Annotated in this window: 20 protein-coding genes and 1 other RNA gene; 7 read left to right on the forward strand and 14 right to left on the reverse strand. The window is 46.6% G+C overall.

Annotated elements, in window-relative coordinates; all coding sequences use genetic code 11:
• Positions 1–31: 31 nt before the first annotated feature.
• From mraY to rnpB, 8 genes are all read right to left on the reverse strand, one after another.
• Positions 32–1,114 carry a phospho-N-acetylmuramoyl-pentapeptide-transferase gene (mraY, locus tag A596_RS11485; protein WP_039914865.1) on the reverse strand — a complete coding sequence of 361 codons (1,083 nt, stop codon included), beginning with the start codon at positions 1,112–1,114 and terminating at the stop codon, positions 32–34.
• Positions 1,114–2,502 carry a UDP-N-acetylmuramoyl-tripeptide--D-alanyl-D-alanine ligase gene (locus tag A596_RS11490; protein WP_039914866.1) on the reverse strand — a complete coding sequence of 463 codons (1,389 nt, stop codon included), beginning with the start codon at positions 2,500–2,502 and terminating at the stop codon, positions 1,114–1,116. Before A596_RS11490 ends, mraY begins: the two co-directional genes overlap by 1 nt.
• Positions 2,499–4,073 carry a UDP-N-acetylmuramoyl-L-alanyl-D-glutamate--2,6-diaminopimelate ligase gene (locus A596_RS11495; RefSeq protein WP_052417445.1) on the reverse strand — a complete coding sequence of 525 codons (1,575 nt, stop codon included), beginning with the start codon at positions 4,071–4,073 and terminating at the stop codon, positions 2,499–2,501. Before A596_RS11495 ends, A596_RS11490 begins: the two co-directional genes overlap by 4 nt.
• On the reverse strand, positions 4,073–5,956 hold the full coding sequence (locus A596_RS11500; RefSeq protein WP_084128256.1) for a peptidoglycan D,D-transpeptidase FtsI family protein: 1,884 nt from the start codon (positions 5,954–5,956) through the stop codon (positions 4,073–4,075). Before A596_RS11500 ends, A596_RS11495 begins: the two co-directional genes overlap by 1 nt.
• Positions 5,953–6,312, reverse strand: a complete 360-nt coding sequence (gene ftsL, locus A596_RS11505) for a cell division protein FtsL (RefSeq protein ID WP_039914867.1) — start codon at positions 6,310–6,312, stop codon at positions 5,953–5,955. The genes A596_RS11500 and ftsL overlap by 4 nt, the downstream gene beginning before the upstream one ends.
• Positions 6,313–6,383: 71 nt before the next feature.
• Entirely contained in the window at positions 6,384–7,313 is a 930-nt protein-coding gene (gene rsmH / locus A596_RS11510; protein ID WP_039914869.1) for a 16S rRNA (cytosine(1402)-N(4))-methyltransferase RsmH, read from the reverse strand.
• 8 nt (positions 7,314–7,321) lie between these two features.
• Positions 7,322–7,762, reverse strand: a complete 441-nt coding sequence (mraZ, locus tag A596_RS11515; protein WP_039914870.1) for a division/cell wall cluster transcriptional repressor MraZ — start codon at positions 7,760–7,762, stop codon at positions 7,322–7,324.
• A 356-nt stretch (positions 7,763–8,118) separates the two neighbouring features.
• Positions 8,119–8,512, reverse strand: an RNA gene (rnpB, locus tag A596_RS22155) — RNase P RNA component class A.
• A gap of 237 nt (positions 8,513–8,749) precedes the next feature.
• Here rnpB and A596_RS11520 point away from each other — a divergent pair.
• The 4 genes from A596_RS11520 (at position 8,750) to A596_RS11535 (ending at position 14,352) form a co-directional block, all read left to right on the forward strand.
• Positions 8,750–11,188, forward strand: coding sequence for a TonB-dependent receptor (locus tag A596_RS11520; RefSeq protein ID WP_039914872.1), 2,439 nt, complete (start codon positions 8,750–8,752; stop codon positions 11,186–11,188).
• 759 nt (positions 11,189–11,947) lie between these two features.
• A complete protein-coding gene (locus tag A596_RS11525; RefSeq protein WP_052417446.1) occupies positions 11,948–12,877 on the forward strand; it encodes a DMT family transporter in 930 nt (309 codons plus the stop codon).
• A 66-nt stretch (positions 12,878–12,943) separates the two neighbouring features.
• On the forward strand, positions 12,944–13,411 hold the full coding sequence (locus A596_RS11530; protein ID WP_039914874.1) for a heme-degrading domain-containing protein: 468 nt from the start codon (positions 12,944–12,946) through the stop codon (positions 13,409–13,411).
• Between the two features lie 185 nt (positions 13,412–13,596).
• Complete coding sequence (locus tag A596_RS11535) at positions 13,597–14,352, forward strand: phytanoyl-CoA dioxygenase family protein (RefSeq protein ID WP_039915548.1); 756 nt, start codon at positions 13,597–13,599, stop codon at positions 14,350–14,352.
• Between the two features lie 204 nt (positions 14,353–14,556).
• Here the strand turns inward: A596_RS11535 and azu are convergent, their stop codons facing one another.
• Positions 14,557–15,009: an azurin gene (gene azu, locus A596_RS11540; RefSeq protein WP_039914876.1), complete on the reverse strand. Its 453-nt coding sequence runs from the start codon at positions 15,007–15,009 to the stop codon at positions 14,557–14,559.
• A gap of 451 nt (positions 15,010–15,460) precedes the next feature.
• Between azu and A596_RS11545 the strand changes: the two genes are divergently transcribed.
• Positions 15,461–18,442, forward strand: coding sequence for a DUF748 domain-containing protein (locus A596_RS11545; RefSeq protein WP_084128258.1), 2,982 nt, complete (start codon positions 15,461–15,463; stop codon positions 18,440–18,442).
• Between the two features lie 56 nt (positions 18,443–18,498).
• Here A596_RS11545 and A596_RS11550 read toward each other — a convergent pair whose 3' ends face one another.
• Positions 18,499–19,521, reverse strand: a complete 1,023-nt coding sequence (locus A596_RS11550) for a DUF6748 domain-containing protein (RefSeq protein ID WP_039914878.1) — start codon at positions 19,519–19,521, stop codon at positions 18,499–18,501.
• A gap of 300 nt (positions 19,522–19,821) precedes the next feature.
• Here A596_RS11550 and A596_RS11555 point away from each other — a divergent pair, with 300 nt between their 5' ends.
• Together A596_RS11555 and A596_RS22120 are read left to right on the forward strand one after the other, a co-directional pair.
• Positions 19,822–20,307, forward strand: coding sequence for a GNAT family N-acetyltransferase (locus tag A596_RS11555; RefSeq protein WP_052417447.1), 486 nt, complete (start codon positions 19,822–19,824; stop codon positions 20,305–20,307).
• A gap of 38 nt (positions 20,308–20,345) precedes the next feature.
• Positions 20,346–20,912: an META domain-containing protein gene (locus A596_RS22120; RefSeq protein ID WP_052417448.1), complete on the forward strand. Its 567-nt coding sequence runs from the start codon at positions 20,346–20,348 to the stop codon at positions 20,910–20,912.
• Positions 20,913–21,013: 101 nt separating this feature from the next.
• On the opposite strand, the gene A596_RS11565 is transcribed toward A596_RS22120, so the two are convergent.
• From A596_RS11565 to rlmB, 4 genes are all read right to left on the reverse strand, one after another.
• Positions 21,014–22,150: a helix-turn-helix domain-containing protein gene (locus tag A596_RS11565; protein WP_039914879.1), complete on the reverse strand. Its 1,137-nt coding sequence runs from the start codon at positions 22,148–22,150 to the stop codon at positions 21,014–21,016.
• A 116-nt stretch (positions 22,151–22,266) separates the two neighbouring features.
• Positions 22,267–22,446 (reverse strand): DUF3012 domain-containing protein, encoded by a 180-nt coding sequence (locus tag A596_RS11570; protein WP_039914881.1) that lies wholly within the window; start codon positions 22,444–22,446, stop codon positions 22,267–22,269.
• A gap of 301 nt (positions 22,447–22,747) precedes the next feature.
• Positions 22,748–24,367 carry a chitinase gene (locus tag A596_RS11575; RefSeq protein ID WP_039915554.1) on the reverse strand — a complete coding sequence of 540 codons (1,620 nt, stop codon included), beginning with the start codon at positions 24,365–24,367 and terminating at the stop codon, positions 22,748–22,750.
• 530 nt (positions 24,368–24,897) lie between these two features.
• Positions 24,898–25,641, reverse strand: coding sequence for a 23S rRNA (guanosine(2251)-2'-O)-methyltransferase RlmB (rlmB, locus tag A596_RS11580; protein ID WP_039914882.1), 744 nt, complete (start codon positions 25,639–25,641; stop codon positions 24,898–24,900).
• Positions 25,642–25,684: the final 43 nt, after the last annotated feature.

Here is a 25,684-nt window from a genome sequence, read left to right on the forward strand (position 1 = left end):
GCTTTATTGACCTGGGCAAACATGTAAACGATTAGCGCAGCTTTAATGTCGCCAATCCGATCAGAACCAATATCAACGTAATAATCCAGAAACGCACAATGACACGTGGTTCTGGCCAGCCCTTTAATTCAAAGTGGTGATGAATAGGAGCCATACGAAAAATACGACGACCGGTTAACTTGAACGAGGCAACCTGCAAAATGACCGACACTGTTTCCAATACGAAAATACCGCCCATAATGAACAGTACAAATTCATGGCGAACAATTACGGCAATTAATCCCAGCGCTGCACCTAAGGCGAGCGCACCAACATCTCCCATGAATACTTGTGCGGGATATGTGTTAAACCACAAAAAGCCCAAACCGGCCCCGACCAAAGCACAACAAAACACAACCAGCTCACCGGCACCGGGAATGTAAGCAATATTTAAATAATCAGAAAATTGAGAATGCCCTGCAAGGTATGCGATTAACGCCAGCGCACCCGCCACCATGACACTGGGCATAATGGCCAGACCATCCAAACCATCCGTTAAATTCACGGCGTTGCTGGTTCCCACAATCACAAAATAAGTAAAGACGATGTAAAAAATCCCCATATCAAGCGCAACATTTTTAAAGAAAGGGATAAACAATTGTGTTTCTGCAGGGTTTTGCGCTGTCATGTATAAAAAAATGGCGGCACCCAAACCGGCAACGGATTGCCAAAAATATTTCCAGCGCGCAGGCAAACCTTTTGGATCACGCTTGGCCACTTTGCGATAATCATCCACCCAGCCTACAGCACCAAAAATTCCCGTAACGATTAATACCACCCATACATAACGATTGGATAAGTTGGCCCATAATAAAGTACTGACAAAAATTGCCGACAAAATTAATGCACCACCCATCGTAGGAGTACCGGATTTAACCAAATGGGTTTGCGGGCCATCAGTACGCACTGCTTGCCCAATGCGCAACTCGGTGAGGCGACGAATAAACCATGGACCTAACAACAATGAAAAACCGAGCGCCGTCAGTACGCCAAAAATGGCACGCACCGTTAAATATTGAAACACTGCAAAGCTGCGCAGGTATTCTTGTAAATATTCTGACAACCAGTACAGCATTAGTGGGTATCTCCTGCAGAGTCGCAAAGTTCACGCACCACCAGATCCATTTTGGAACTGCGCGAACCTTTAATTAATAAAGTCATATCGGCCCTGGCAATTGTTTTCAAATGTGCAACCAAACTGGCGCGATCAGTAAAATGCTGTGCGCCTTCACCGAAATGCTGGCTAGCGTTTTGGCTGAGGTTGCCAAGTGTAAAAATATGGGGAAGTTTTTTGCTGCGCGCGTAATCACCCAGTTCACCGTGGAGCTGTGCCGAGTCTGACCCCAATTCAGCCAGGTCGCCCAGCACTAAAACACCGCGAGTTTTTTGCGCCAGCACATCAATGGCAGCACGTACCGAACCGGGGTTAGCGTTATAGCTGTCATCAATAATGTGTACTTGATTAACGCCAACATGCTTGCTCATACGGCCAGATACCGGTGCGAAATTCGCAAGCCCGGTTTGGATCTGTTGCAAGCTGGCGCCCGCTGCGAAAGCACAAGCTGCTGCCATCAATGCATTGCGTACGCTGTGCTCACCCTGGGCGTTCAGCGTGATAGATGTTGCTTTGGTATCTGCAACTAACTCAAAGCTGACTTCTGCATCGCTCAGCTCAATTGCTCGCGCATGAAAATTTGCATCGCTATTATGCAGGCTCACGGAAATTACTGTGCGGTTCCGCAACTGCGCCAACCATGAAGATGAAAATTGATCATCCAGATTTACAACCGCTGTTGCTCCCGCAACAAGCGATTCATAAATTTCGCCTTTGGCTTTAGCAACACCTTCGATGGAACCAAAACCTTCAATGTGCGCGGGCATTACGTTATTGATCATGGTGACTTGCGGTTTAGCAAGTGAACACAAATAACCAATTTCACCCGGGCCGCTCGCCCCCATTTCAATTACCGCAAATTCATTGGCTGCTGTTAATTGCAATAAGGTAAAAGGCACACCGATATGATTATTAAGGTTGCCTTTGGTCGCATGGGTATCACCACACTCAGCCAGAATGCTGGCCACCATAGTTTTCACGGTGGTTTTGCCACTGCTTCCGGTAATACCGATTAATTTGCCCGTAAACAAACTACGGTTGAGCGCAGCAATTTGACCCAACGCCAGAATAGAATCGCTGACGACCAATTGGGGCAAAGCGATGTCCGGAAAATATTTTTCTACTACCAATGCGCACGGTTTTTTAGCAACAGCTTGTTCGATAAATTGGTGCGGATCAAAAAACTCGCCCCGAATAGCGACAAACAATTCACCTGCATTTAAGTTGCGAGTATCGGAATTAACCGCAGTAAATTCAGCATCACCATAACATTGCACACTCACCGGACGCTGCAATGACTGTGCCTTGATAAATTCTTCAATCCGTTTTAATGAAAGAGGCTTGATCATGATTGCGCCCCTTTTGTATCTTCAATTTGACTTTCACGCTTAGCGATGCGGCGCTGCAAGGAAATACGTGCATGCTTGCTGTCACTAAACGGCAATGTTTGTGTGGCAAAGATTTGATAATCCTCGTGGCCTTTGCCCGCAATTAAAACAATATCGCCAGCCCTGGCTTGCTGAACTGCAAAATCGATGGCTTGCGCGCGGTCAGCAATAACGAGACAACCACTGGGGCTTTTCATACCGCGTAAAATATCGGCAGCAATACTGGCAGGCTCTTCAGAGCGAGGATTGTCATTGGTAACAATGACATAATCACTCAAACGCTCCGCAATTTTTCCCATTTGCGGGCGCTTGGTTTTATCGCGATCACCACCACAACCAAATACAGTCCAGATACGACCCGGTTTGTGCTGGTGAATTGCATTTAATGTATTTTCCAATGCATCAGGTGTGTGGGCGTAATCCACAATTACTTGAATTTCCTGCACTACCGGATCAACAGAAATCGACTGCATACGACCAGGCGCCGGCTCAAGCTTTTCAATGAGCGGCAGCATTTGTGCAAGGGTGTAACCTTGATCGCCCACACAGGCAATCACTGCCAATAAATTACCAATATTGAATTCGCCCAGTAATGGCGAATTAATTTCTGCCTCACCCCACGGAGTAACAACCTGTGCGCGAGTACCTGTCGCGTGCAGCTCAATGTTTTTTGCGTAAACATCCGCATTACCGCGTGTGGAATAGCTAATTATTTTTACATTTTCAGGAGCTTTGGCTGGTAGCGCTTTGGCCCAGTCATCATCAAGATTGATAATTGCCGTTTTCAATCCGGATACCAGTAAAAGTTTTGCTTTGGCGTTGCCATAGCTCACCAGGTCGCCGTGATAATCGAGATGATCCTGAGTGAGATTGGTAAAAATTGCGTGGGAAAATTGCAAACCGGCAACACGTTGTTGTTGCAAACTGTGGGACGAGACCTCAATCGCAATTGAACTTGCACCAGCATTTACCAGCTCCGCAAGAATGCGCTGCAATGCAATTGGATCAGGCGTGGTTAAACCAGTGGAAGCCAGCAAGCCCAGTTGTTGTGACACGGGTGCAATAGACGTTGAGTCCACCAGGCCATAGCCAATAGTGCCCACCACACCGGATTTGTGTTGCAGTCCTGCCATTAATTGTGCGGCAAGCAAACTGCATGTTGTTTTACCATTAGTGCCGGTAACGCCAATCAACGGAACTTTTTTACTTGGCTCAGCAAAAAAACGTCCGGCAATACCGCTGACTTGTTCAGGTAAATTCTCTACAGCGATCACTGGCACATTGCCCAGCCAATCAATACCTTGCCAATTTTTATCAGCTTCTACAAAAATTGCAGCAACGCCTGATTCAATCGCTTTAGCGATAAAATCGCGGCCATCAACTTTAATTCCTACTATCGCAATAAATGCATCGCCCGTTTTTAATTGGCGCGAGTCCAGGCACAAATTACGCACAGCAATATTGGCCGCGTTGCCCAAATCAAGTTCTGGCAATAAATCCTTGAGCGCAACAAAATGATGGGAGATAGTCATTATGTGTCTGACCTCCCATTACTCGCCGTTTGCGTGACCGCCGGCTTTTTCGAAGCATTATTCGCAGGCTCGGCAACCAGTGGCGTAGTTTCTTCCGGCTTGCCAATATTATCCGGCGTTACCTGCAGCATACGTAGCGCATCTTCTGCCACTTTGGAAAATGCTGGCGCAGCAACATAACCACCATTCGCCGTAACACCGGCACCTTTGGGTTCGTCGATAATCACCATCGCAACAATGCGTGGATTATCGACCGGCGCCATCCCAATAAATGATGCAATTTGTAAATTTGAATAACGGCCATTTACCGCCTTGAATGCAGTACCGGTTTTACCCGCAACCGAATAAGAAATTGCTTTTGCACGCGAACCGGTACCTTCGGCGGCAACCACGCGCTTCAGCATTTCCTTTACTTGTTCGGTGTACCGTTTTTCGACGATGCGTTGGCCTTCGGGCGGCGTATCTACACGCAACAAGGATACCGGGCGCTTGATGCCACCCGATGCAATAACACCATAGGCTTGTACCACTTGTAGCGGTGTCATTGTCATTGCGTAACCGTAGGAAATATTAGCGCGCTCAATTTTTTGTAGCGGTTTTAAAACGGGAATATTGCCAGTTCCTTCACCCGGAAAACCTGTTCCAACGGGTTGGCCACCGCCGAGGCGCGCGAACATATCGCGCACCGTATTGGTTTCCAGCGCAAAAGAAATTTTAGTCATCGCGATGTTGGATGATTTGGCAATCGCCATGGAAAGATCCATCGCGCCGTAATTGCGGTGATCTTTAATAGGTTTGCTACCCACCATGAAATAACCGGGGTTGGTATCAATTACATCTTCCGGTTTGAATTTTCCGCTCTCCAGCGCGGCGAGAATTACCCAGGGCTTTACGGTAGAGCCCGGTTCGTACAAATCGGTAATCACACGATTACGCAAACCTGTCCCACGTGCACGTGCGCGATCATTCGGGTTGTAGGATGGCAAATTGGAAATCGCCAACACCTCACCGGTGAGCACATCCAAAATGGCGATGGAGCCGGCAACGGCTCCACTTTCTTCAACAGCTTTTTTTAACTCGCGATGCGCGAGATATTGCAAACGCAGATCGATACTCAGCGTCAGGTTTTGCCCCGGTCGCGCCGCTTTCACCAGGCGCAATTCTTTAACCGTGCGCCCGCGCAAATCTTTTAATACTTCTTTTGCACCATTTTCACCGGTTAACCAAGCATCGTAAGCTAGCTCCATTCCTTCCTGGCCACGATCATCTACATCTGTCATTCCCACCAAATGTGCAGCCACTTCACCCGCAGGATAGTAGCGATGGTATTCAACTTGTTCGTAAACACCGGGAATATCCAATGCAAGAACGGCTTGCGCAGCATCCGGAGACATTTGGCGTTGCAGATACATAAATTCTTTAGTGCCGTAACGCGCAAGGCGAGCTTCCAATTCTGCTTTATTAGTATTGAGTGCACGCGCCAGGTCCGCCCAGCGATGCGGAGCTTGCAATAAAATTTTTGGATTCGCCCAGAGGGTAGAGACCGGTGTGCTCACCGCGAGTGGATCGCCATTGCGATCTGTAATTACCCCGCGATAGGCGGGAATAGTTTCCGTGCGCAGTGTGCGCGACTCACCCTGGTCTTGCAGGAATTCATAACCTTTATCGGCGTTAGGCAATACCTGGAGGCTGGCAACGTGAACAATAAGGACGGCCACCAGAATCGCCAGCACTACGCCAACACTATAAAAACGCCAACGCGCCACTTTTAATGGTTTGCGGTTTGGTTGTACTGCAGGGCGAGCCGTGCGCGGCTCAAATGCTGAATTACGTTGCGGACGAATGATATCGCTGCGCGGTGATTGATCAGATGTGCGCTTCATTGGCCACCTGCCGCGGGTATAATCGCCTTACCTTTTTCACCGACGATTTTATTACCGGAAATCATCACCATATCTTCCGGGGTCGGAGCCATCATATTCAGTTCGGAAATTGCCGCATTTTCCACGCGACTATAAGCCGCCCAGGTACTTTGCTCGAGTAAATATTGCCCCCACTGCACTTGCAGCTGGGCAGCTTCACGACGCAAGGTTTCAAGGCTGTTTACATCGCGACGAACAACTTGCGTCGTTGCGACAACAGCTAATGCGGAGGCGATCGTGGCCACCCACAACAACGCAATCACCGCGATCACTCCGGGTGATAGCGGCTTTTGTTGTGATGGATGACTTCTGTTCATGGAATCCCTGGGGCTTATCAGTTTATCGGATGATTTTTTGTGTTCTTTCTAAGGCCTAACAGAACCGGGATTTACAACTTTTCTGCAACACGCATGACCGCGCTGCGCGAACGTACATTTGCATTTACCTCGTCATCGCTCGCCTTGATTGCCTTGCCTAGCGAACGCATACGTTTATTTAATTGATCATCACGCACCGGCAGGCCTTTAGGTATTGGATCACCTTGCTCCTGGCGACGAATAAAGCGTTTAACGACACGATCCTCCAGCGAGTGAAAACTGATCACCACCAAACGCCCACCGGGCGCCAATACTTCCAGCGCCTGCTCCAACACGGAATCCAGATCAACCAATTCGTTATTCACCTGGATGCGAATGGCCTGAAACGCGCGCGTTGCCGGGTGCTTGCCTTTTTCCCACGCCGGATTGGCTTCTTTAATCACCTCGGCCAAATGCCTGGTGCGCGTAAACGGCATTTTTTGGCGCTCGGTTACGATTGCTCTCGCCATACGTTTGGCAAAACGCTCTTCGCCGTATTCTTTCAGGACCCAGGTAATATCTTCTTCGCTGGCGGTATTCACCCAATCGGCGGCACTTTGGCCGCGGGTTTGATCCATACGCATATCCAGCGGGCCATCTTGCATAAAACTGAATCCGCGTTCGGCTTCGTCCAGTTGCGGGGAAGACACCCCCAAATCCAATAAAACACCATTTACTTTCCCACTAAGCCCGCGAGTCGCCACAAGGCTGGCCAGCTCTGCAAATGAACCGTGTGCAATTGCAAAGCGGTTGTCAGCCCCGAAACGGCTATTGGCCGTTGCTATCGCAGCCAGGTCTTTATCGATTCCCAACAAATGCCCGTCATTTGACAGGGATTGCAGAATCAAACCACTGTGACCACCGCGCCCGAAGGTGCCATCCACATAAAAACCGGAGGTGTCAGTAACCAGTGCCGCTACCGCCTCGTTCAGGAGTACGGTGATATGTTGTGAGTCGGACACGCGGCTACCTAGAAAGAAAGATTTTGTAATTCGGCTGGCATTTCGCCGTCGGCGGATTGGTCCATCAGGGCATTCCAGCTATCTTCATTCCACAGCTCTAATTTGTTGCCCAAACCAACCAGCATCAGCTTTTTATCCAGATGCGCGAACTCGCGCAGTGTGGGTGGCACAAGAACACGGCCGTTCGCATCCAATTCCAAATTTACCGCCTGGCCCATAAACCGGCGCTGGATTTTGCGAACCTGCTCATTGCCCGCAGGTAATGCCTGAACTTTGGCCAGAACCGGCTCCCATTCAGGCTCGGAATAGACGAGTAAACAGCGTTCATACATATGGGCAGTCACCCAAATCCGGCCAGCACTGGACGCCACCAGCGAATCGCGAATGCGCGCCGGTATCGCCATGCGACCCTTTGGGTCCATGCTGATGGAATGACTACCTGTAAACACTTTTCACCACTTGAGAGGATTAATTTCCACAAAAATCCACAATTACCCACTTTTTCCCACGACGCTCACTATAAGTCGGGGGTGCGCAAAGTCAAGCAACACGGCGCGAAAATACGCACGATTTCACGGGAAAAATCGGGAAATATCGGCAAACAGGACGGGAAATAACAGGATTCACACAACTCAAAAATCAACTTAAACAACAAAATCAAAGCAATAGAAATCAAACTTAATGTAAAACATTAAGTTTCAAATTATTTTGCAGTGAAAATTCAGGATTTATAGAAGGATTCGGTCTATATCGACCTTGATACAACGCGGAAACCACATACAACGCAAAACACACCACAGAATTAAATCGGAGTCAGCCTGTAAGCCGGGTTCTGTCGTGGACAATCATTCATCTGGGACTGATGTCACCATCAGCCTCAAGCGACCTACCCGCCCTCGATACGGGTCGCATCATTGAGGGCCTATTTGGTCTTGCTCCGAGCGGGGTTTACCTAGCCGCAGCCTGTTGCCAGTTGCGCGGTGCGCTCTTACCGCACCCTTTCACCCTTACCGACTCCGGTTTGCCGAAGCACCTGGAATTTAGGCGGTCTACTCTCTGTTGCACTTTCCGTGGGCTCGCACCCCCCAGGCGTTACCTGGCGCTCTACCCTATGGAGCCCGGACTTTCCTCCCCGATGCACCGAAAACCACTCAAGAGAAGCATCCAGTTAACATCAGAGCGACTGTCGGGCCGACTCCGAAGCGGCACCATACTCGTCGCCACAAGCCAGCGCAAGAGTAAATAAACGACAAAACAGCCACTTTTTGAGAATTGCGTCACCAAAAGTACCAGCCTTATTCCATAGCTACAGCAAATCCCGCCATGAACTGGTATTTTTTGCACGTTAAGCTATTAATTAGTGAATATTTATTGCCTCTATAAGGAAAATAGACTTCACGCCCAACATTCACAATAAAATTTCAGGAGATCCACCCGTGAAAGTACGCACACATAAACTTCTGGCAATGGCGATTGCCCTGGCTCCATCGCTCCCTGCATTTGCACAAGACAATTCACCGGCACTGGAAGAAATTCTGGTTACCGCGCAAAAACGTGTGCAAAACCTGCGCGATGTGCCGGTTTCTGTTAATGCGCTTTCGAGCGACAAACTGGAAAGCTCGGGCATCACCAGCATTGAACGTGTTGCTGATTACATCCCCAGCTTCAATATGACCCAAACCGGTATCGGTACCAATATAGCGATTCGCGGCATCAGCTCCGGTGTTAACCAGGGATTTGAGCAATCAGCCGCCCAATTTGTGGATGGTATCCACTATGGCCGCGCGCAGCTATCACGCGCACCATTCCTGGATCTTGAGCGCGTTGAAATATTGCGCGGCCCGCAAAGCATTCTCTTCGGTAAAAACTCTACTGCAGGCGCAATCAGCATCACCACTGCAAAACCGGGCGATGAGCTCGAAGCAAAACTCACAGCTTTGTATGAGCCCGAGCACGGCGAGCAAGATGTACGCTTGGTTCTTTCCGGCCCTATCACCGATACCCTCGGTGGTCGCCTGGCAATTCTGGAGAGTAGCATCGATGGCTTTATGGAGAACACGACACTCCAGCGCGATGAATCCGGCGATAAAAATCGCGTCGTTCGCGCCACATTGCAATGGAAACCCAATGATGCATGGGATATCACCCTGAAAGCGGAAGACGGTTCATTTGACAGCAATGGGCGCAATATCGAAGTGGTGAATGCGGTTTACAACCCCAATCCTGTTTATGACAAAACCACCGGTAAATTAGTAACGCCAGTTGCCTACAGGAATGTACTGTCAGCCTTGACCAAAGCAAATTATCTATTGGATACCACCCACGACTGGAAACGCCAATCCAACGGGGATTACAGTTATAACGATACTGAAAACGTCACCCTGACCATCGAGCGAGACTTTGGTGAGCACACCCTCACATCAGTGACGGGTTACAACGCCTATAACTACGAGGAACTGTGTGATTGCGACTTTACTGGCGCGCCGGGTTTTAACATCCTTTCCGATGAGGATTACAGCCAGGTCAGCCAGGAATTGCGTTTGGCCTCAGATGAAGACCGAACTGTGAGCTATCTGGGCGGTTTATTCTTCCAAAGTAGCTCACTGGATTTCCATGACTCTATCCGCGTTCCGGGCGATAGCTTTGTCGCCCAAGCCTTTACACCATTGCTGGGAGCTTCGTTAGCCAATTTATTGCGCAACGCCTCCACCGAGCGGAATTTTAAACAGGACACCGACCTTGCCGCGATTTTCGCCCAGGCGACCTGGAATATTACTGATGTCTCGCGCCTTATCCTTGGTGCCCGTTACACAGCGGAACAAAAAGAAGGCAGTCGCACCCAATATCACATCAGCAATACCGGCGTTACGCTGCCACAGGGGGCACCGACCGATCTTTATAACTTTATCTGGAGCCAGTTCAAAATTGATCCACATTCGATCAATGGCGACCGCGATGAATCTGCCCTTACCCCGTCAATTACTTTCCAGCAGGATATCAACAGCACAGATATGCTCTATGCCAGCTTCACAACCGGCTTCAAATCTGGCGGTTTTGATGTGCGGGCAAACGCGGCACCCGATGAATTAGGTGGTATTTATCAAGGCCAGACTATTCCTCCCAATGCCTTCTACCGGGATGGAAAGGTACCCGACATTAAAGGCACCTGGGAATTTGAAGAAGAAAAGGTCAGGAACTTTGAAATCGGCGGAAAGTTTTTATTTGCTGATGGCGGCGCTGAACTTAACGTAGCAATTTTCCGCTCGGAATTTGAGAACATGCAAACCAGCCAATTCGACGGCAGCCTCAGCTTTAACGTCACCAACGCTGGTGAAGCCGTAGTACAAGGTTTGGAAGTGGATGGCCGCTGGGCCGCGACAGAAAGTGTTCTGGTCCGTGGCGGATTTGCCTACATCGATTTTGAATACACAGACTTCAAAAACTCACAGTGCTATTTTGGCCAGCCGGACCCTGAAGGTGATGCGATCTGTGACGCCACCGGAAAACGCCGCGAATTTACCCCAGAGTTACAAGGCAATGTGGGCGCTGATTACACAATTAGCTTCGACAATGGTTTAAAACTGGTTAGCACGCTCGACATCATTTACAGCGATGATTACCTGACAACCCCGTCACTGGACCCCAAGTTTGAACAAGAGGCATACACAAAACTCAACGCACGTATTGCACTTAGTGGCAATGGTGACAAATGGGAACTAGCGTTAATCGGCAAAAACCTGACCGATGAATCAATCGTGTCATATGCCAATGGCTTGCCCGTAGCAACCACATTAACCAGCGGTACCAGTTCAGGCTACTACGCCTTTTACGAGCGCCCAAGAAGTGTTGCGGTCCAGGGAACCATCAAGTTTTAGATTCTTACGCAATACCAAAAAAGGGGCTGATTGGCCCCTTTTTTATTGCCGTTATCTATGTGTCAATAACAGTATGCCACTCGAAAATAACGATATTACATGCAAAAAAAAGCGCCCCTGTGAAGGAGCGCCTCAAAATCGGCAATGGTATTCGGTCAATACCGGGCTCAATGTATCCCCCTGAAAAACAGCTGACAATAGCGAAAAACCCGCGCTAAAACACATGCAACCGATTACAAAAACCCGTTTCCGGGTGCGCATCGAATATTCCAACTCCACTTCAAACTACAAAATAATACATCCCAAAAATTCAATATTTTTAGGATTTTAATCCCCATCAAATAAACACTTATTTTCATTAAATTTTTAAATTGAAAAAAAATGAAACCATTTACAAATTAATAATATCTCTAAATGCAAACGTATACATAAAATTAATAGCACCGAAAACTACAAAAATGCCACCAACAAATCAATTTATCAGACAAAAATTGGCAACCTAACCTTACATTCTTGATAATAAAAAATGCACTTTATGAGGATATAGATTACCCCTCACTGATGTCGTCACTTAACTCTTTAAGTAGTTTTGTATGGCAAAACAGTTCTGTAAACGGTAGCGACGTCCATAGCTGCCCTAATCCTCCTTGCGCAATTTGTCATATTATTCACATCGAAAGGTCGCACAAGCGGCTATGGTTAATCTATGCTGTAGACCTGTCGCCTAAGTTTTTTTGGCGAAATGATTGGATTAGCTCAATGAATGACCCGGCCACCTCCCACCTAATACCGCTTCACACTAATGTCCTCAAAGGTTTTTTACTCGCTGCGGTAGGGTTGCTGTTATTTGCCTGCATGGATAGCACAACCAAATACCTCACCACCCACTACAACGTCCCCACCGTGGTGGCAATGCGTTACATAGTGCATTGCGCGTTGATGCTGGTGATATTGGCCCCCCGTCACTCCAGCAAACTGATTACAACCCAACGCACCGGCCTTGTTATTTTGCGCGCAGCGGTATTAACGATGGCATCATTGTGTATCGGGCTGGCACTGCAACGCATGCCATTGGCAGAAACCACGGCGATTAACTTTCTCGCTCCCACGCTGATTGCACTATTCGCCGGATCTTTGCTGGGTGAACATATAGGAACGCTAGGCTGGGCAGCAGTCGTCACCGGTTTTATTGGCGTATTGTTAATAGCCCGTCCCGGTAGCGGGCTGGATGCATTGGGCATTGTGTTTGCCCTTGGTGCCGCTGTTGCCAATGCTGCGTACCAGGTGTTATCGCGCCTGCTTGCCAGCACCGAGCGCGCCATCACCCTGCTGTTTTACACCGCCCTCATCGGCACCATTGTGTTCGGCCTGGCACTCCCCTGGTTTTGGGAAGGCATAACTCCCGGTACCACAGAAATTATCCTGTTTATCAGCATGGGTACGTTCGGCGGTCTCGGCCATTACCTGTTTACTCTCGCTTACCGTTACGCACCTGCGTCAGTACTCGCTCCCATGACCTACCTGCAGTTACTATGGGCCGGTTTATTAGGGTGGATTATTTTTGATAGCACTCCCGATGGCTGGGGAGTTGTGGGGATGGTCATTATTGCGGCGTCGGGATTATTGATTGCAGTTAAATCAAAATTCAGCAAAGCGCCTCCCGTAAAATCAGAAACCGACCAACTCTGATATCCAAAACGATAGCCAACAACCCTGCACTAATGCTCCCGACAAACCCCACGCGAAGTATCAATAATGAACAACGACATATTAAAAGAATTACTGGCGCAAGAAGATGAAATCCAATTCTCACATTTCAATAACCAGACGGCGTGGGAACTGGGAAATTTACTGAAGCTTGCCGCGGATAAACTATCGGCCTCTATCGCGATTGAAGTCTATGCATTTGAGCATGTGTTGTTTAGTTATTTCATGCCAGGCACCAATAAAGACAATCACGAATGGATAAAACGCAAACGCCAATCAGTGATGCGCTTTGGTCACAGCTCGTATTATCAAGGGCAATACAACGCTGCCAAAAATCGCGATTTTGAAGCACAACCCCATATTGATCCCAAAGAATATTGTGCGCACGGTGGATCATTTCCGATACGGATAAAAAATAGCGGCATCATCGGTACAGTAACCGTTTCCGGTTTAGCACAGGAAATTGATCACCAACTCGCGATAGATGCACTGCGTGAACTTATAAAAAACAATTAATTTAATTTCAGATCCCGTCAAAACCACGCACGGGAATGTAAAAGTTAATACAGGTGGTGTTGCTTTACACCGAGCGGCACAACAGGGTGCCAAATCCTTCTGCCATGGTTTTTGGGGATGGTGTTATACTGAAAGGCATCACCTGCCTAACCTGCCTGGCTCAATGTTTTCAAGGACCGCTGCTGATGCTTTCCCCCGAACAAATTCTGCACTTCAAAAACCAGGGCTTCCTGATTCTGCCGCAATTTGAATCAGTTGGGTTTTGCGAAGCGGTTATTGAATTGGCCAAGGGTGAATTACAAAAGCATGCGGCACCAATCGAATACGAAGCCGATACACAATACCCCGGAGCACCTCACTCACGCGATGCAGAGGGAGGGAAAACAGCGCGCCGCTTATTGAGTGCCTATGCCCGCGATCCATTATTAGCGCAGTGGGCAACCGCTGAAAAATTACGCGCGCCGTTGCAACAACTATTGGGAAGCGATGTGTTTTTATCCCAATGCCACCATAACTGCATCATGACCAAACAACCCGCTTATTCCAGCCGTACCGGTTGGCATCGCGATAGCCGCTATTGGAATTTCGCGCGCCCGCAACTAATTTCGGCATGGTTAGCACTAGGTAATGAGCTGGAGGAAAACGGTTGTTTATGGGTAATTCCCGGCTCGCAAGAATTGGAAATTGATAGTGAACAATTGGATAAATTGCAATTTCTGCGCACCGATCTTGAACTCAATAAAACGTTATTAGAACAAGCAATTCCGGTTCCGTTAAAGCAAGGGGACTTGCTGCTATTCCATAGCAATTTATTTCACGCAGCCGGGAGAAACACCACCAATATCACCAAATTTTCCATGGTGTTTACTTATCGTGATGCATTGAACCTTCCCAAACCCGGAACTCGTTCCAGCGTGTTGCCCGATATTAAATTGAACTGATTCAGTGGTATTTATTGCGCATTAACCGGCGCAAAATCATTTTATTATTTTAAATCCGGATGCATTTGCTTCGCAGGCCGAAAAAACAATAAACGCGATTTATCAATGGAATGATTTTTTCGGAAATGATTAATAAAGAAACGGATAAAAAAACCAGGGCAAACCCGCATTTCGTTAGACTCCATGCGGGCGACGAGAGATGAATTACGGTGCGAGGCTGAGGGTGCCTTGCATAATGGCGACGTGACCGGGGAATGAGCAGAAAAAAGTATAGGCTTCCCCAGCTTTCAGTTTGCTTACCGGAAAAGTCACTGATGCTGTTTCACCGCCACCGATGATTTTGGTAAAGGCAATTACACGCTCATCGCCTTTTTTAAGGTATTCGTTTTCGATACCCGCCGAAAGACCATCAGCAGCAACCGGTTTGGCATCAGCTGCTTTGGTCAGTACCCAATTATGGCCCATTACATTTTTAGGCAACTTGCCAGTGTGGGTCAGATTCAAGGTGAAGGTCTTACAGGTTTTATTCACGGTAATGGACTTTTGATCAAATTGCATCGCGTCGGTGCTGGCAAGAGCAAAAGTACATTCGTCCGCCTGAGCAAATTGGGCACCTGCCAATAAAAGCGCAGACAGTGCAAATGCATATTTTTTCATAATTGTTCCTCATTATCCTGGGCAGTTGTTAATCTGATTAATAGAATAAACCATTACTTTACTCAAAAGCAGCCAAACCAATCACGGTTATAAATGCTTAGATTCGTTAATCCTTACAGACGTATCTTTACCATCGTTCTGTTTAGGCGATGACAAACCGCTATAGTTCATCGCCTGCGCCCCTCCTGATAAAATTTATACGCATTAACCTCCGATACAGAATCCGGCGCGCAGCATTGCCTGATCCGGTACAGAACCGCAAGAATCCTCCAATGGCTACACCGTAAATTATCGGCAAAAAAGCCGGACTTAACAGTTAAATGACATTAATCCGGCTAGACTGGGAACCTGCACGTGTTTTTACGACTCACTGATGCAATGTCTGATACTGTTCACCGATGAACTCCGGTATCGGCTGTAAGGCTGTCCCAAAACAGATTCGGTTTTATTCATGATGAAAGAAACAGCGATTAAATATCTCTCCTGGTTATCCTGGCGTAGACCTTGGGTATGGTTACTCGGGCTTTTCCTGATCTATAACCTGGCGTTAGCCGTCGTAGCGCCGATGCTTATCAAAAACCAGTTGGACGAGCTGGTGGTCAAACGCTTAAAGCTCAATCTGGATGTGGATGGAATATCTATCAATCCTTATGCACTGACCCTGACCATTAATAATTTAAAAATCTCCGGCAAGGATTTGGGGCAACCCCTGGGATTTAACAACTTGTTTATCAATGTCCAGCTGTGGGATTCCCTAGGTGGAATCTGGACCATTAAGGAAGCGCACCTGACGGGTGTTTATGGTGAATTCAAACGTATTAATACCAAATCAAATAACTTTACGGCAACAATTAACCATTGGATCGCCAGTGAAAAAGCGGCCCAAACTACAGAAAGTTCCGCTGCCCCCACGGCCCTGCCACGCTTACAAATAGAAGATATCCGTTTACAAATCAGCCGATTAAAGATAATTGACCAGGTTCCTAAAAGCCGGTTTGAAACACAGCTAGGGCCTATTGAATTCCAGATCAACCAATTCAGCACACTGCCCAATGCTACCGGTAAACAATCCCTGTTGCTCAAAACTAACACGCAGGTTGAATTAAGCTGGCAAGGTAATATCAGCCTCTCACCCTTTGCGAGCCAGGGCGATGTAAAACTGGTCGGCCCCGCCTTAACAACATTAGCCGATTATTTAAAAGACGATTTTAAAGTGGCAATTGCCACCTCCAATCTGCAAGCAAAATTTCATTACGCGCTTAATAAGCCTGAAACATCTGGCCTGAAAATAGTATTGTCCGGTATTGAAGCAAATGTACAGAATTTAAAAGTGAATCAACATCCGGAAAAAATACCTTTAGCGGCATTAAAGCAAGTCATCTTCAGCGGTGGCGAACTCAAATGGCCAGAAGCCAGTTTTCATTTGCAAAAAATCCAGCTCAGCGATGGCGATGTCTGGGCTAAAATATCGCCGCAGGGTCAATTAAATTTCACCCGGTTAATTGCAGAAAACAGCAACAATAGTAACGAGGGTTCACCCTGGCAAGTTGTTAATAACCTGTTATCGGTAAAGGGAGTGAACCTGCATTATATTGATGAATCCACCACCACGCCCTCGCAAATTGAAGTTGAGAAAATTGCGCTGGATATTAAAAATTTCAGTACCAAAGCACAGCAGCCGATTGAAGCGAATGGAAGCTTTACTTTACAAGGGGGACAATTTGAATCCAGCGCAACATTGCAATTGAATCCACTGGCAAATGTCGAGGGCACTTACAAAATTGCAAAGTTGCCGGCCAAGGCAGCGCAAACGTTTATTGAACCTTATGCATCGATCGAAATTGTCGAAGGCGAATTAGCCGCAGAGGGTAGCATTACGTCAAAGGACGACGTAATAAAAATTCAAGGGGCGGCACAAATTGATAATTTCCGCGCACAGGAAAAGTCCTCTGGTCACACCATTCTCACCTGGTCGCAATTAAAACTCAGCCGTATCATTGCGGATGTGAAAGAGAAGAAAATAAATATTGGTCGCATGCGTTTCGACCAGGCCTTTGCCGATTTTAATATTTTTGCCGATGGCACACACACATTAACACGAATTATTAAAACACCAGAGCCAGCGACACCAGAAGCAGCGGCCGCCGATGCAACAAAATCATCTGATGGTTTCAGCTATCTGATTGGCCGCATTGATTTTGAAAACGCGAGCGGAAAATTTACCGATGCGTCGTTACCACTACCATTTTCTGCTGATGTAGCAAAAATTAATGGCAGCATTTCCACACTGGATTCTACCAGCCACTCACCCGCCAGTGTGAAGCTGGAAGGACAGGTTAGTGAATACGGTGAAATGGTAATGACCGGTGCAATTTTCCCGTTGGAACCCACGCAGAAAACGCGCATGAATATCAGCTTTAATAATATCGATATCTCCGAGTTTTCACCCTACTCCATTAAATTCGCTGGCCGTGAAATTGCCAAAGGAAAAATGGACCTCGATTTGGAATATGACATTAATGAAAGCCGGATGCGTGGAAAAAACAATATTGTATTGCACGATTTTGCTTTAGGTAAAAAGGTAGAGCAGCCGGGCGCGGTAGATTTACCACTCGACCTTGCCGTTGCATTGTTAAAAGATAAAGACGGTGTCATTCGCACCGACCTGCCAGTAGAAGGCAATGTGGATGATCCCAAATTCGATTACGGCAAAACTGTTCGCTCGGCCATCAGGAAACTCATTACCAATGTAGCCGCTGCACCTTTCCGTTTCCTGGCAGGGCTTGTGGGCGTCGGGCAAAACAAAGACCTTGGTTATATCAGTTTTTTTGCAGGCCGTACCGATTTATCTCCCGCACAGAGCGAGAAAGTGAAACAGCTTGGCGAAGCATTAATCAAGCGCCCGGATTTGCAAATTACGATTCCTGGTGTTTACTCTGCGGCCTTTGATACTGCCGCATTGCAGGAAGAAAAATTTGATGCAAAATTGCGCGAACAACTATCTAAAGGTTTAACCGATGCCAATATCGGCTCCCGTAAATATGTTTCCACTCTGGAAAAATTTTATGAAGAAAGCGGTTTATCCCCCAGTCTCACCGAACTGAAGAAGAGCGCACAAAGCCAAACCAGCGATGATGAAAACGAAAACCTGGACCGCTTAACCTACGTAAAAACGATTAAAGAAAAATTGATTGCCACCGAAGTGGTGACACAGGAAGATCTGATCCGGCTTGCCGATAAGCGTGCGCAAATTGTTTACGATAACGTCGTTCTGGTACCCGGCATTAATACCGCCCAAATAAAAATGGCCGCTGCGCGCGAAGGCGGTATTAACAAAGATAACAAACTGAAATTGGAATTGGGTGCAAACCTGAAGAAAAAAACTAAAACGAAAACTAAAGTAAAAGAGGCTGCGAAAGCACCAACCCCTTAAATAAAAAGGCACCCTATGAATCAGGGTGCCTCTTTATTTAATCGCTAACCAATGTGCTATTTTTTAACAGCTGTTGGCTTAATAGGCAGATAGAATTGTTGTGCAACCAGGCGCACACCTATGCCGGCAAAACCCTGGTATTTTTGATTTTTGCCAGTTGCATACAGCGGCGAACCATTGGCAAGCAACTGTTGGGCCCAATTAATATCATCAGGTGATGCACCCGACATTTCCAGGTTCACATCCGACAATTTAGTAATGCGATTGTCAGTATTCAGCAATTGTTCGTCGTAACTAAAGCACGGCGTTGTGATGCACATGATGCCATTATTGGTAACTCCGTAAAAATTACCCGTTGCCGTATTTTGCGTAGCCGAACGATAAGCATCTTTTGCGTGGAACACGCCGAGAACACCTGCCGTAGTATCAGCTTTTGGCACTATCGCACCGATTAACAGCAAAGGTGTTTTATTGGTAAATGAATGCACACCAGCATTGATCGGACCATCACCATAAACAACCGAGGCAACGTAGCATTCTTCTTTTAAACTACCGTCTGCACACCGGGTTAACTTTTTATTCACCAATTTTACAAAATAACCACCGCACAACGGTGCTGCGCATTTACGATAATCCGGGCGTGCAGTAAACACTTCCGAACGCGCCGTTCTGGCAACAAACTGGTATTCGACCAAAGGCCCATCAAAGGCCCGGGAATCTACTACACCTTTAGCTTTAATAGCATTACCATCAAAGGTAAAGGTAATATCACGCACTACGCCGTAACTGTCGTCATAGGGATCTTCCGGTAATTGGAAGTAAACATCCGGTGTTGTTACCAGAGAGGAAGAAGGAAACAGGATATGATTGCCGGTAGCAGAAATTTGTGCGACAAAACTGCCTGTTACCGTAGCAGCTGTCGGCAAACAAGGGTTAACCCTGCACCAGGCAGGCGTGACCACCACCGTACCTTCGACAATAGCAAATGCGTTATTGCTTGGCGCTTGTGCAAAACCCTGGTTAGCAAAAATCGCCATTAACACAATACATTTAAATACGAGATATTTAACCATTTTCATATTACGACTCCTGGTAATTACGTTAGTTGGGGTTATTGTTATACATTCCTGATAACAAATTGAAATGGCTGCAGCGTAACGATAAAAAATTGGATGCAAAAATTATTGATAATAAAATGGCACCAATATTATTATTTTTACCAAACTACATGCCACGAAAAAGTGTATCACTCGTTTTTGATTAATTTTGTTAAAGAATGTTCTCATTTTTATATTGGCAATGTTAAAAAAATTAAGAGAGAGAAAAATCATATTTACATGTCGACTGCCACATCATCATTAATTTTATAAGGAAAAATAATGTCAATCCGACCTTGTGCTACTCACCATATCCCGGCCATATGTGACATCTATAACCACTATATTGCTAATACTCTAATCACCTTTGAAGAAACACCGGTGAGTGTGGCTGACATGCAAAAACGAATAGAAAAAAATACTCAATTATTTCCCTGGCTAGTGTATGAAGAGAATGAAAAAGTGATCGGTTATGCCTATGCCAGCACATGGAAAGACCGCAGTGCTTACAAATATACTGCTGAAGTTACGGTATATTTGCATCCCGAACACTGCGGCAAGGGAATTGGCAGTGCGCTATATAAGGAGTTAATTGAACAATTGGCAAAAAATGGCATCCATATATTATTAGCCTGTATTACGATTCCGAATCTCGCCAGTGAAAAAATTCATACGCAGTTCGGCTTTCGACAGGTAGCGCACTTCCGCGAGGTAGGCTTCAAATTTGGCCATTGGGTGGATGTGGGTTATTGGCAGAAAACCCTTTAACAGATTTTTTGGTTCACTATGCATTAGAGAGTTCAATCATGAATACAAAATTTATCGGCGTTTTAATTACCCTTGCTGCTCTAAATACAGCCTGCTCCAAAGAGGAAAATACACCGCCCTCCTACACCAATACCAGCGCTGCAACTAGCGTAGCGACAATAAGTTCGGCCGCTACGGCTGCTGAGGTGATCGAAAGCACCATGGCAGAGCAAGAAGACAAAGTTGCGGCCACACAGGACAGTACATCACTTGCTACAAGCGAGTTTTTGAACACATATTGGAAACTCATTGCACTGAAAGAAAATGAAATCAAAGTGGGCGAAAAAGAGCGTGAACCACACATTATTTTTAACGCCGACAATCGCGTTAGTGGTTCAGATGGTTGCAACAGCATCATGGGCAATTACAAACTGGAAGGAGAAAAGCTGACGCTTGGCCAGGTTGCCTCTACGATGATGGCCTGTGCGGAGGGTGGTGAACACGCCCACGATTTCAAGAAATCACTGGAAGAAGTCGCTACCTTTAGCGTCCATGCGGATCAACTGGAATTGCGCAATGAAAAAGGTTTGGTGTTAGCGCGATTTAAAGCAGTAGCCTTACCTTAAACTCTCCCAAAAAAGCCCCGTCAGGCTAAATAAACTGACGGGGCTTTTTTTTTGGAATCGAGAGCATGTGAAATCAATAGTACCTGAATTGTCAATTTCATTTAATGAATATTATTGCCGCCCTGTCGAAATTCTGTGGGGGTAATCCCCACCATGCGCTTGAAAAACCGGTGGAACGCCGAAGGGCTGTTAAATCCGGATTTATAAATAATTTCCAGGATGGTTTCATCTTTAAATTCCGGGGCAAGTAGCAAACGTTTAGCCTCCTCCACGCGATAGCGATTGATAAACTCAAAGAAATTACTTTGATAATGCATCTTTAAAATCGCAGAAACATCGCGCGGTTTTAACCCTATTTGCTCCGAAAAACGCTCGAGGTTGATATTGCTTTCCAGATACAATTTATTTTCATGGATCGCCTTTTCAATTACCGTTACCTTATGATCCATTTTACTGGGTTGTACAGGTTTAGCCACAGGGATTGCCTGCACATTCAGTAACTGGCGAGTATTGATCAAACCAAAAACAAACAGACCATTAACCAGAATCACTGTGAGATAATTATCAATAATCCCAAGGCTATCACTCACGGACGCACTGACCAATCCCTCAAGCATATAAGCCAGTAAAGACCACAACCAGTGGATGCAAAAGCCAGCCAATACTGCATCAGCCAGTTTCAATTCCGACATGGAAATATCAGAATAAAGTTCGCGCAGGTTTTCACGCAATTTATATTCCGCAATTACGCAGGCTATTATGTAACCCAGCGGCGATAATTTTACCAGCGCCCAAAGAAATGCCACTACGGCTTTTTCCGCATCGGTTAATTCAGTTGTCGGTTGCCATTCCAGGCTATTGATATCAAATGCGATTAATAAAATAGCGGCGAAGGCAGCGGGCAACACATGAATCAAATTACGCCAACGCAACAATTTTATTTCTTGTGAGAGCGAACGCAAATAAAAATAAAGTACGGGCCCCTGCAACAACAAACAGGCAGCAAGGATACTGACAATAAAAGGAGCCTGGTTAATCGCTGCTGTTTTTAAATCGCCATTCCAGACAATTAACGTGGTGGTAAGTACCAGCGCGATAAGCACAAAAAAACCGGACAAAATCCTGCGCGGCTGAATATGTTTTGCCGGCAACAAATTCAACAAGACCGCCAGCACACCGCACTCCACTGCGGTGAGCACTAACACCAGGTCATGGATGTTTAGAAAGTTGGTTTTCATTAGACCTTTCTCTGTAGCAATACCACTTCATAATAGCAACGCCATCTGGTATCACCACAGCAAACGGTGGAAGCAGAGAAGCGTATGGAGTTTTTTCGCTTGGTTGGGTTTCGTTTTTATTTAAATACGCAGTGCTTGGCGTAATCTTTTGCTTCATTAAGGGTAAGGTCACCTTTAGGCTTTTCTTCTACCGATTTACACCATTCAGGGCTGCCAACCTCCGGCGCACATGCGGAAAGCATTAAAGCACTGGCAATGACCAGCAAAGAAGTAAGGATTCGTAAATTGGCAAACATATCGGGTTCCCGGTTATAACTATTATGTAATACAAATGGTCAGGCATCTGCATGCTAGTGATCAAGCAAAGATCTGCGACAAGGATAGCAGAGGGAATCATCAATAAAAAACGCCAGCGAGGGTGCACGGCAGTTTTTCCAGAATGACCTGCATGCCAGCCGTTTCGGGGCATGCTGTATTGCTTCGGGAACCTGGTGAATTTTTAGGGTCAGGCTTGGAAATTTTTACGCAAAAAAAAGCCCACAGCATACTGCGGGCTTTTTTTGTTCGCGACGAAATTAATTCGTCGATTGCACTGTATTACGGCAAGGTTTTAAGGTGATTACCAACAGGAACCGAGAAGATGCGGCCATCTTTTACATCCCAGTTGATAGACCAGGTCATTACACCGCGGAAATCACTGTAGGCAGCGAGAGGCACATTACTTGCGCAATTGGTGCGTAATGCCAAACAACTTACCGCCCTGTTGATATCAGCAGTCGTTGCCTGGCCAGAACCGGCAGCGCGAGGACCTGATGGCAAACCAAGAGCAACCTGATCCGGACGCAAACCATTAAAGAAGCCCGCAGTACCATTCGCCAATGGGAAACCTTCGATCATCATACGCGCAGACGCAACCATCATATCCACAGTACCCGCTTGATACGCTTGCGGTGAGTAAGGTGTTGCCAGGCCGCCGTTGTTGTACAACTGCACATGTAATAAATCCAGTTCATTACGCAGTTGATCGATCATCGGCAGATACGCTCCCCAAATACCGGAGTAAGCCACATAACCACCTTGCACATAAGGATGTTCAGGGGCCATGGACACATACAAATCCGGGAACATGGCATGGAGTTGTTTGATCGCCGAAACCATATTGGAAATTACCGGCGCACCATGTAATACACCGGCACCACTTTCCAAATCGATATCCACACCATCAAAACCATATTCATTAATAATGGCCGCCGTGCTGTTTACGAAGTTGGCAAGGTTGGTGGAATTATTCAATGTCACCGTACCTTTTTCACCGCCGTAAGAAAGCACAATGTTTTTACCCTGCGCACGTTTCGCCGCAACATCCTGGATAAATTGCGCTTTATTCAATGCAGGGTCCAAACGGAATTCCACATTGCCATTACCCGCATCATCCACGAACGCAATAACAATTACATCCCAGGACGCATCGACATCTGCAAGGCGAATCACACCGCTACCGTTATCAAAGTTGTGCCAATAACCAACCAATGCATGTTTTGGTAATGCCGCTGCATCACCGGGAACACGACCATTACCACCGGTACTGGATGATGATCTACTGCTGCTCACAACTATTGTTGATGAACTGCTGGACGATTTTGAAGTAGTCACTGCTGAACTGGCGACGCTACTCGACACTGCGCCACACGAACGTACCAATTCCCACGCCTGTTGCCAATGGGCGCCAGTACCAGGCGCGTACGCCCAGCTCGCGGTAGAGCCACACCAACCCGCAACCGTACAACGATATTCACTGCCTGCATTTTGCGTGAGCGCACCTGCCGCATAACTGGTTCCCGCTACATATTGCGGCGATGCACAATTACCAACAACTACCGACGAAGATGATGAACTGGAAGAAATAACCAGGCTGGAAGATCTGGAGCTACTGCTAACAATTACCGATGAAGCAACAGAACTTTTTGATGACGAAGATACAACACCATCACATGCACCAAGTAGCGTCCACTCTTGCCACTGGCCGGAATAATTTACCGGATTGTGTCCCTGCGACCACCAATTCGCTTTGTACGCGTTGTTCTGTTCTTTTACCTGGCTACCGCCACCGTAAGATGCAGTCGCATTCCATGCAGGAATACCTGAGCAATCGACTGCCATTGCGCTAGTTGATAAGCCGCTTAAACATAACGCGGCTAACGCTATTTTTGTTTTCATCAAATAAACATTTCTCACCATGTTAATTTTCATAGTCCCCTCACTCTCGTTGTATTTTTTAGACAAAAGGATGCCGTAAAGAAATTTAAAAAATTTCTTTTGATTCATCGTTTCTATTTGAGATTTTTTTGGGTGTCCCGTGGAGCAGTACTAATCTATTTCTTGCGTTTGTTAATGTACTAAATAGATGGCCGTACTTGGGGAAACACACCTGTCCTGGTCACTCGTTACGAGCTCCCTCTGGTCAGTTTTTCACAAGCTTTTCCCAGCCTGATTATTATTTTAGGTATAAAAGTCTTTATGACAACGTTGCCATATATAACACCGGGAAATGGCTATGGCAATCACGAAATGAAAAAAGCATGGCAACCAGATGAATTTTTCTTTTCATTAGAAGAAAAATTCATCTGGCGAAGTAAAAGCAGGCATTGAATAGATGATTGAGAAATAAAGAGTTACGCAGTAGTGGTTACGATTGCCCACATAAGTCTTGAGAGTGCGAGCAACCACGGGAGGCCAGGAAGGATCAATTATTTCGCACTACGCTGACGCACCGCTTCAAATAAACAAATGCCGGTAGCAACGGAAACATTCAAGCTGCTAACTGTACCCGCCATAGGAATGTTCATCAGGTGATCGCATGTATCTTGCGTAAGGCGCCGCAAACCATCGCCCTCAGCACCCATCAAAATTCCCACGGGACCAGTCAGGTTGGATTGATAAATGGATTGCTCAGCTTCACCCGCCGCGCCAAATAACCAGATCCCCTGATCCTGTAATTTTTTTAGTGTACGCGCGAGGTTAGTCACAGGTACAAACGGTAAAACTTCCGCCGCACCACAAGCGACCTTGCGTGCAACAGGCGTTAAACCTGTGGATTTATCTTTGGGTGCAATCACAGCATGCACTCCCGCTGCTTCTGCCGAACGCATGCAAGCACCGAGGTTATGCGGATCAGTCACGCCATCGAGGATTAATAAAAATGCCGGCTCGCGTAAACTTTCCAGGAACTGGAACAACCAGGTTTCATCATAAGTTTCACCGGGTGTACAAATCGCGATAACGCCCTGGTGATTCTCATCGCTCACCAGATCATCGAGTTTATTGCGACCTACTTGCTGGCAATGGATTCCATTGATTTCCGCAGCATTCACAATTTTTTGTAAGCGCTGGTCGTTGCGGCCTTGCAGCAGATAAATTTCAATTACCCGCTGGGGAGCACTTTTCAGTAATGCTTGCACTGCGTGCAAACCATAAATAATTTCGCGTTTCAAAACACTTTCCTAAAAAATCTGAACAATATTCTAAAAAATCTAG

The sequence above is a fragment of the Cellvibrio mixtus subsp. mixtus J3-8 genome, assembly GCF_000766945.1.
GTDB lineage: Bacteria > Pseudomonadota > Gammaproteobacteria > Pseudomonadales > Cellvibrionaceae > Cellvibrio > Cellvibrio mixtus_A.

Coding starts and splice junctions, on each gene's coding strand:
- mraY (WP_039914865.1), bottom strand. CDS start 1,114: ATGCTGTACTGGTTGTCAGAATATTTACAAGAATACCTGCGCAGCTTT.
- A596_RS11490 (WP_039914866.1), bottom strand. CDS start 2,502: ATGATCAAGCCTCTTTCATTAAAACGGATTGAAGAATTTATCAAGGCA.
- A596_RS11495 (WP_052417445.1), bottom strand. CDS start 4,073: ATGACTATCTCCCATCATTTTGTTGCGCTCAAGGATTTATTGCCAGAA.
- A596_RS11500 (WP_084128256.1), bottom strand. CDS start 5,956: ATGAAGCGCACATCTGATCAATCACCGCGCAGCGATATCATTCGTCCG.
- ftsL (WP_039914867.1), bottom strand. CDS start 6,312: ATGAACAGAAGTCATCCATCACAACAAAAGCCGCTATCACCCGGAGTG.
- A596_RS11525 (WP_052417446.1), top strand. CDS start 11,948: ATGAATGACCCGGCCACCTCCCACCTAATACCGCTTCACACTAATGTC.
- A596_RS11530 (WP_039914874.1), top strand. CDS start 12,944: ATGAACAACGACATATTAAAAGAATTACTGGCGCAAGAAGATGAAATC.
- A596_RS11535 (WP_039915548.1), top strand. CDS start 13,597: ATGCTTTCCCCCGAACAAATTCTGCACTTCAAAAACCAGGGCTTCCTG.
- azu (WP_039914876.1), bottom strand. CDS start 15,009: ATGAAAAAATATGCATTTGCACTGTCTGCGCTTTTATTGGCAGGTGCC.
- A596_RS11545 (WP_084128258.1), top strand. CDS start 15,461: ATGATGAAAGAAACAGCGATTAAATATCTCTCCTGGTTATCCTGGCGT.
- A596_RS11550 (WP_039914878.1), bottom strand. CDS start 19,521: ATGAAAATGGTTAAATATCTCGTATTTAAATGTATTGTGTTAATGGCG.
- A596_RS11555 (WP_052417447.1), top strand. CDS start 19,822: ATGTCAATCCGACCTTGTGCTACTCACCATATCCCGGCCATATGTGAC.
- A596_RS22120 (WP_052417448.1), top strand. CDS start 20,346: ATGAATACAAAATTTATCGGCGTTTTAATTACCCTTGCTGCTCTAAAT.
- A596_RS11565 (WP_039914879.1), bottom strand. CDS start 22,150: ATGAAAACCAACTTTCTAAACATCCATGACCTGGTGTTAGTGCTCACC.
- A596_RS11570 (WP_039914881.1), bottom strand. CDS start 22,446: ATGTTTGCCAATTTACGAATCCTTACTTCTTTGCTGGTCATTGCCAGT.
- A596_RS11575 (WP_039915554.1), bottom strand. CDS start 24,367: ATGAAAACAAAAATAGCGTTAGCCGCGTTATGTTTAAGCGGCTTATCA.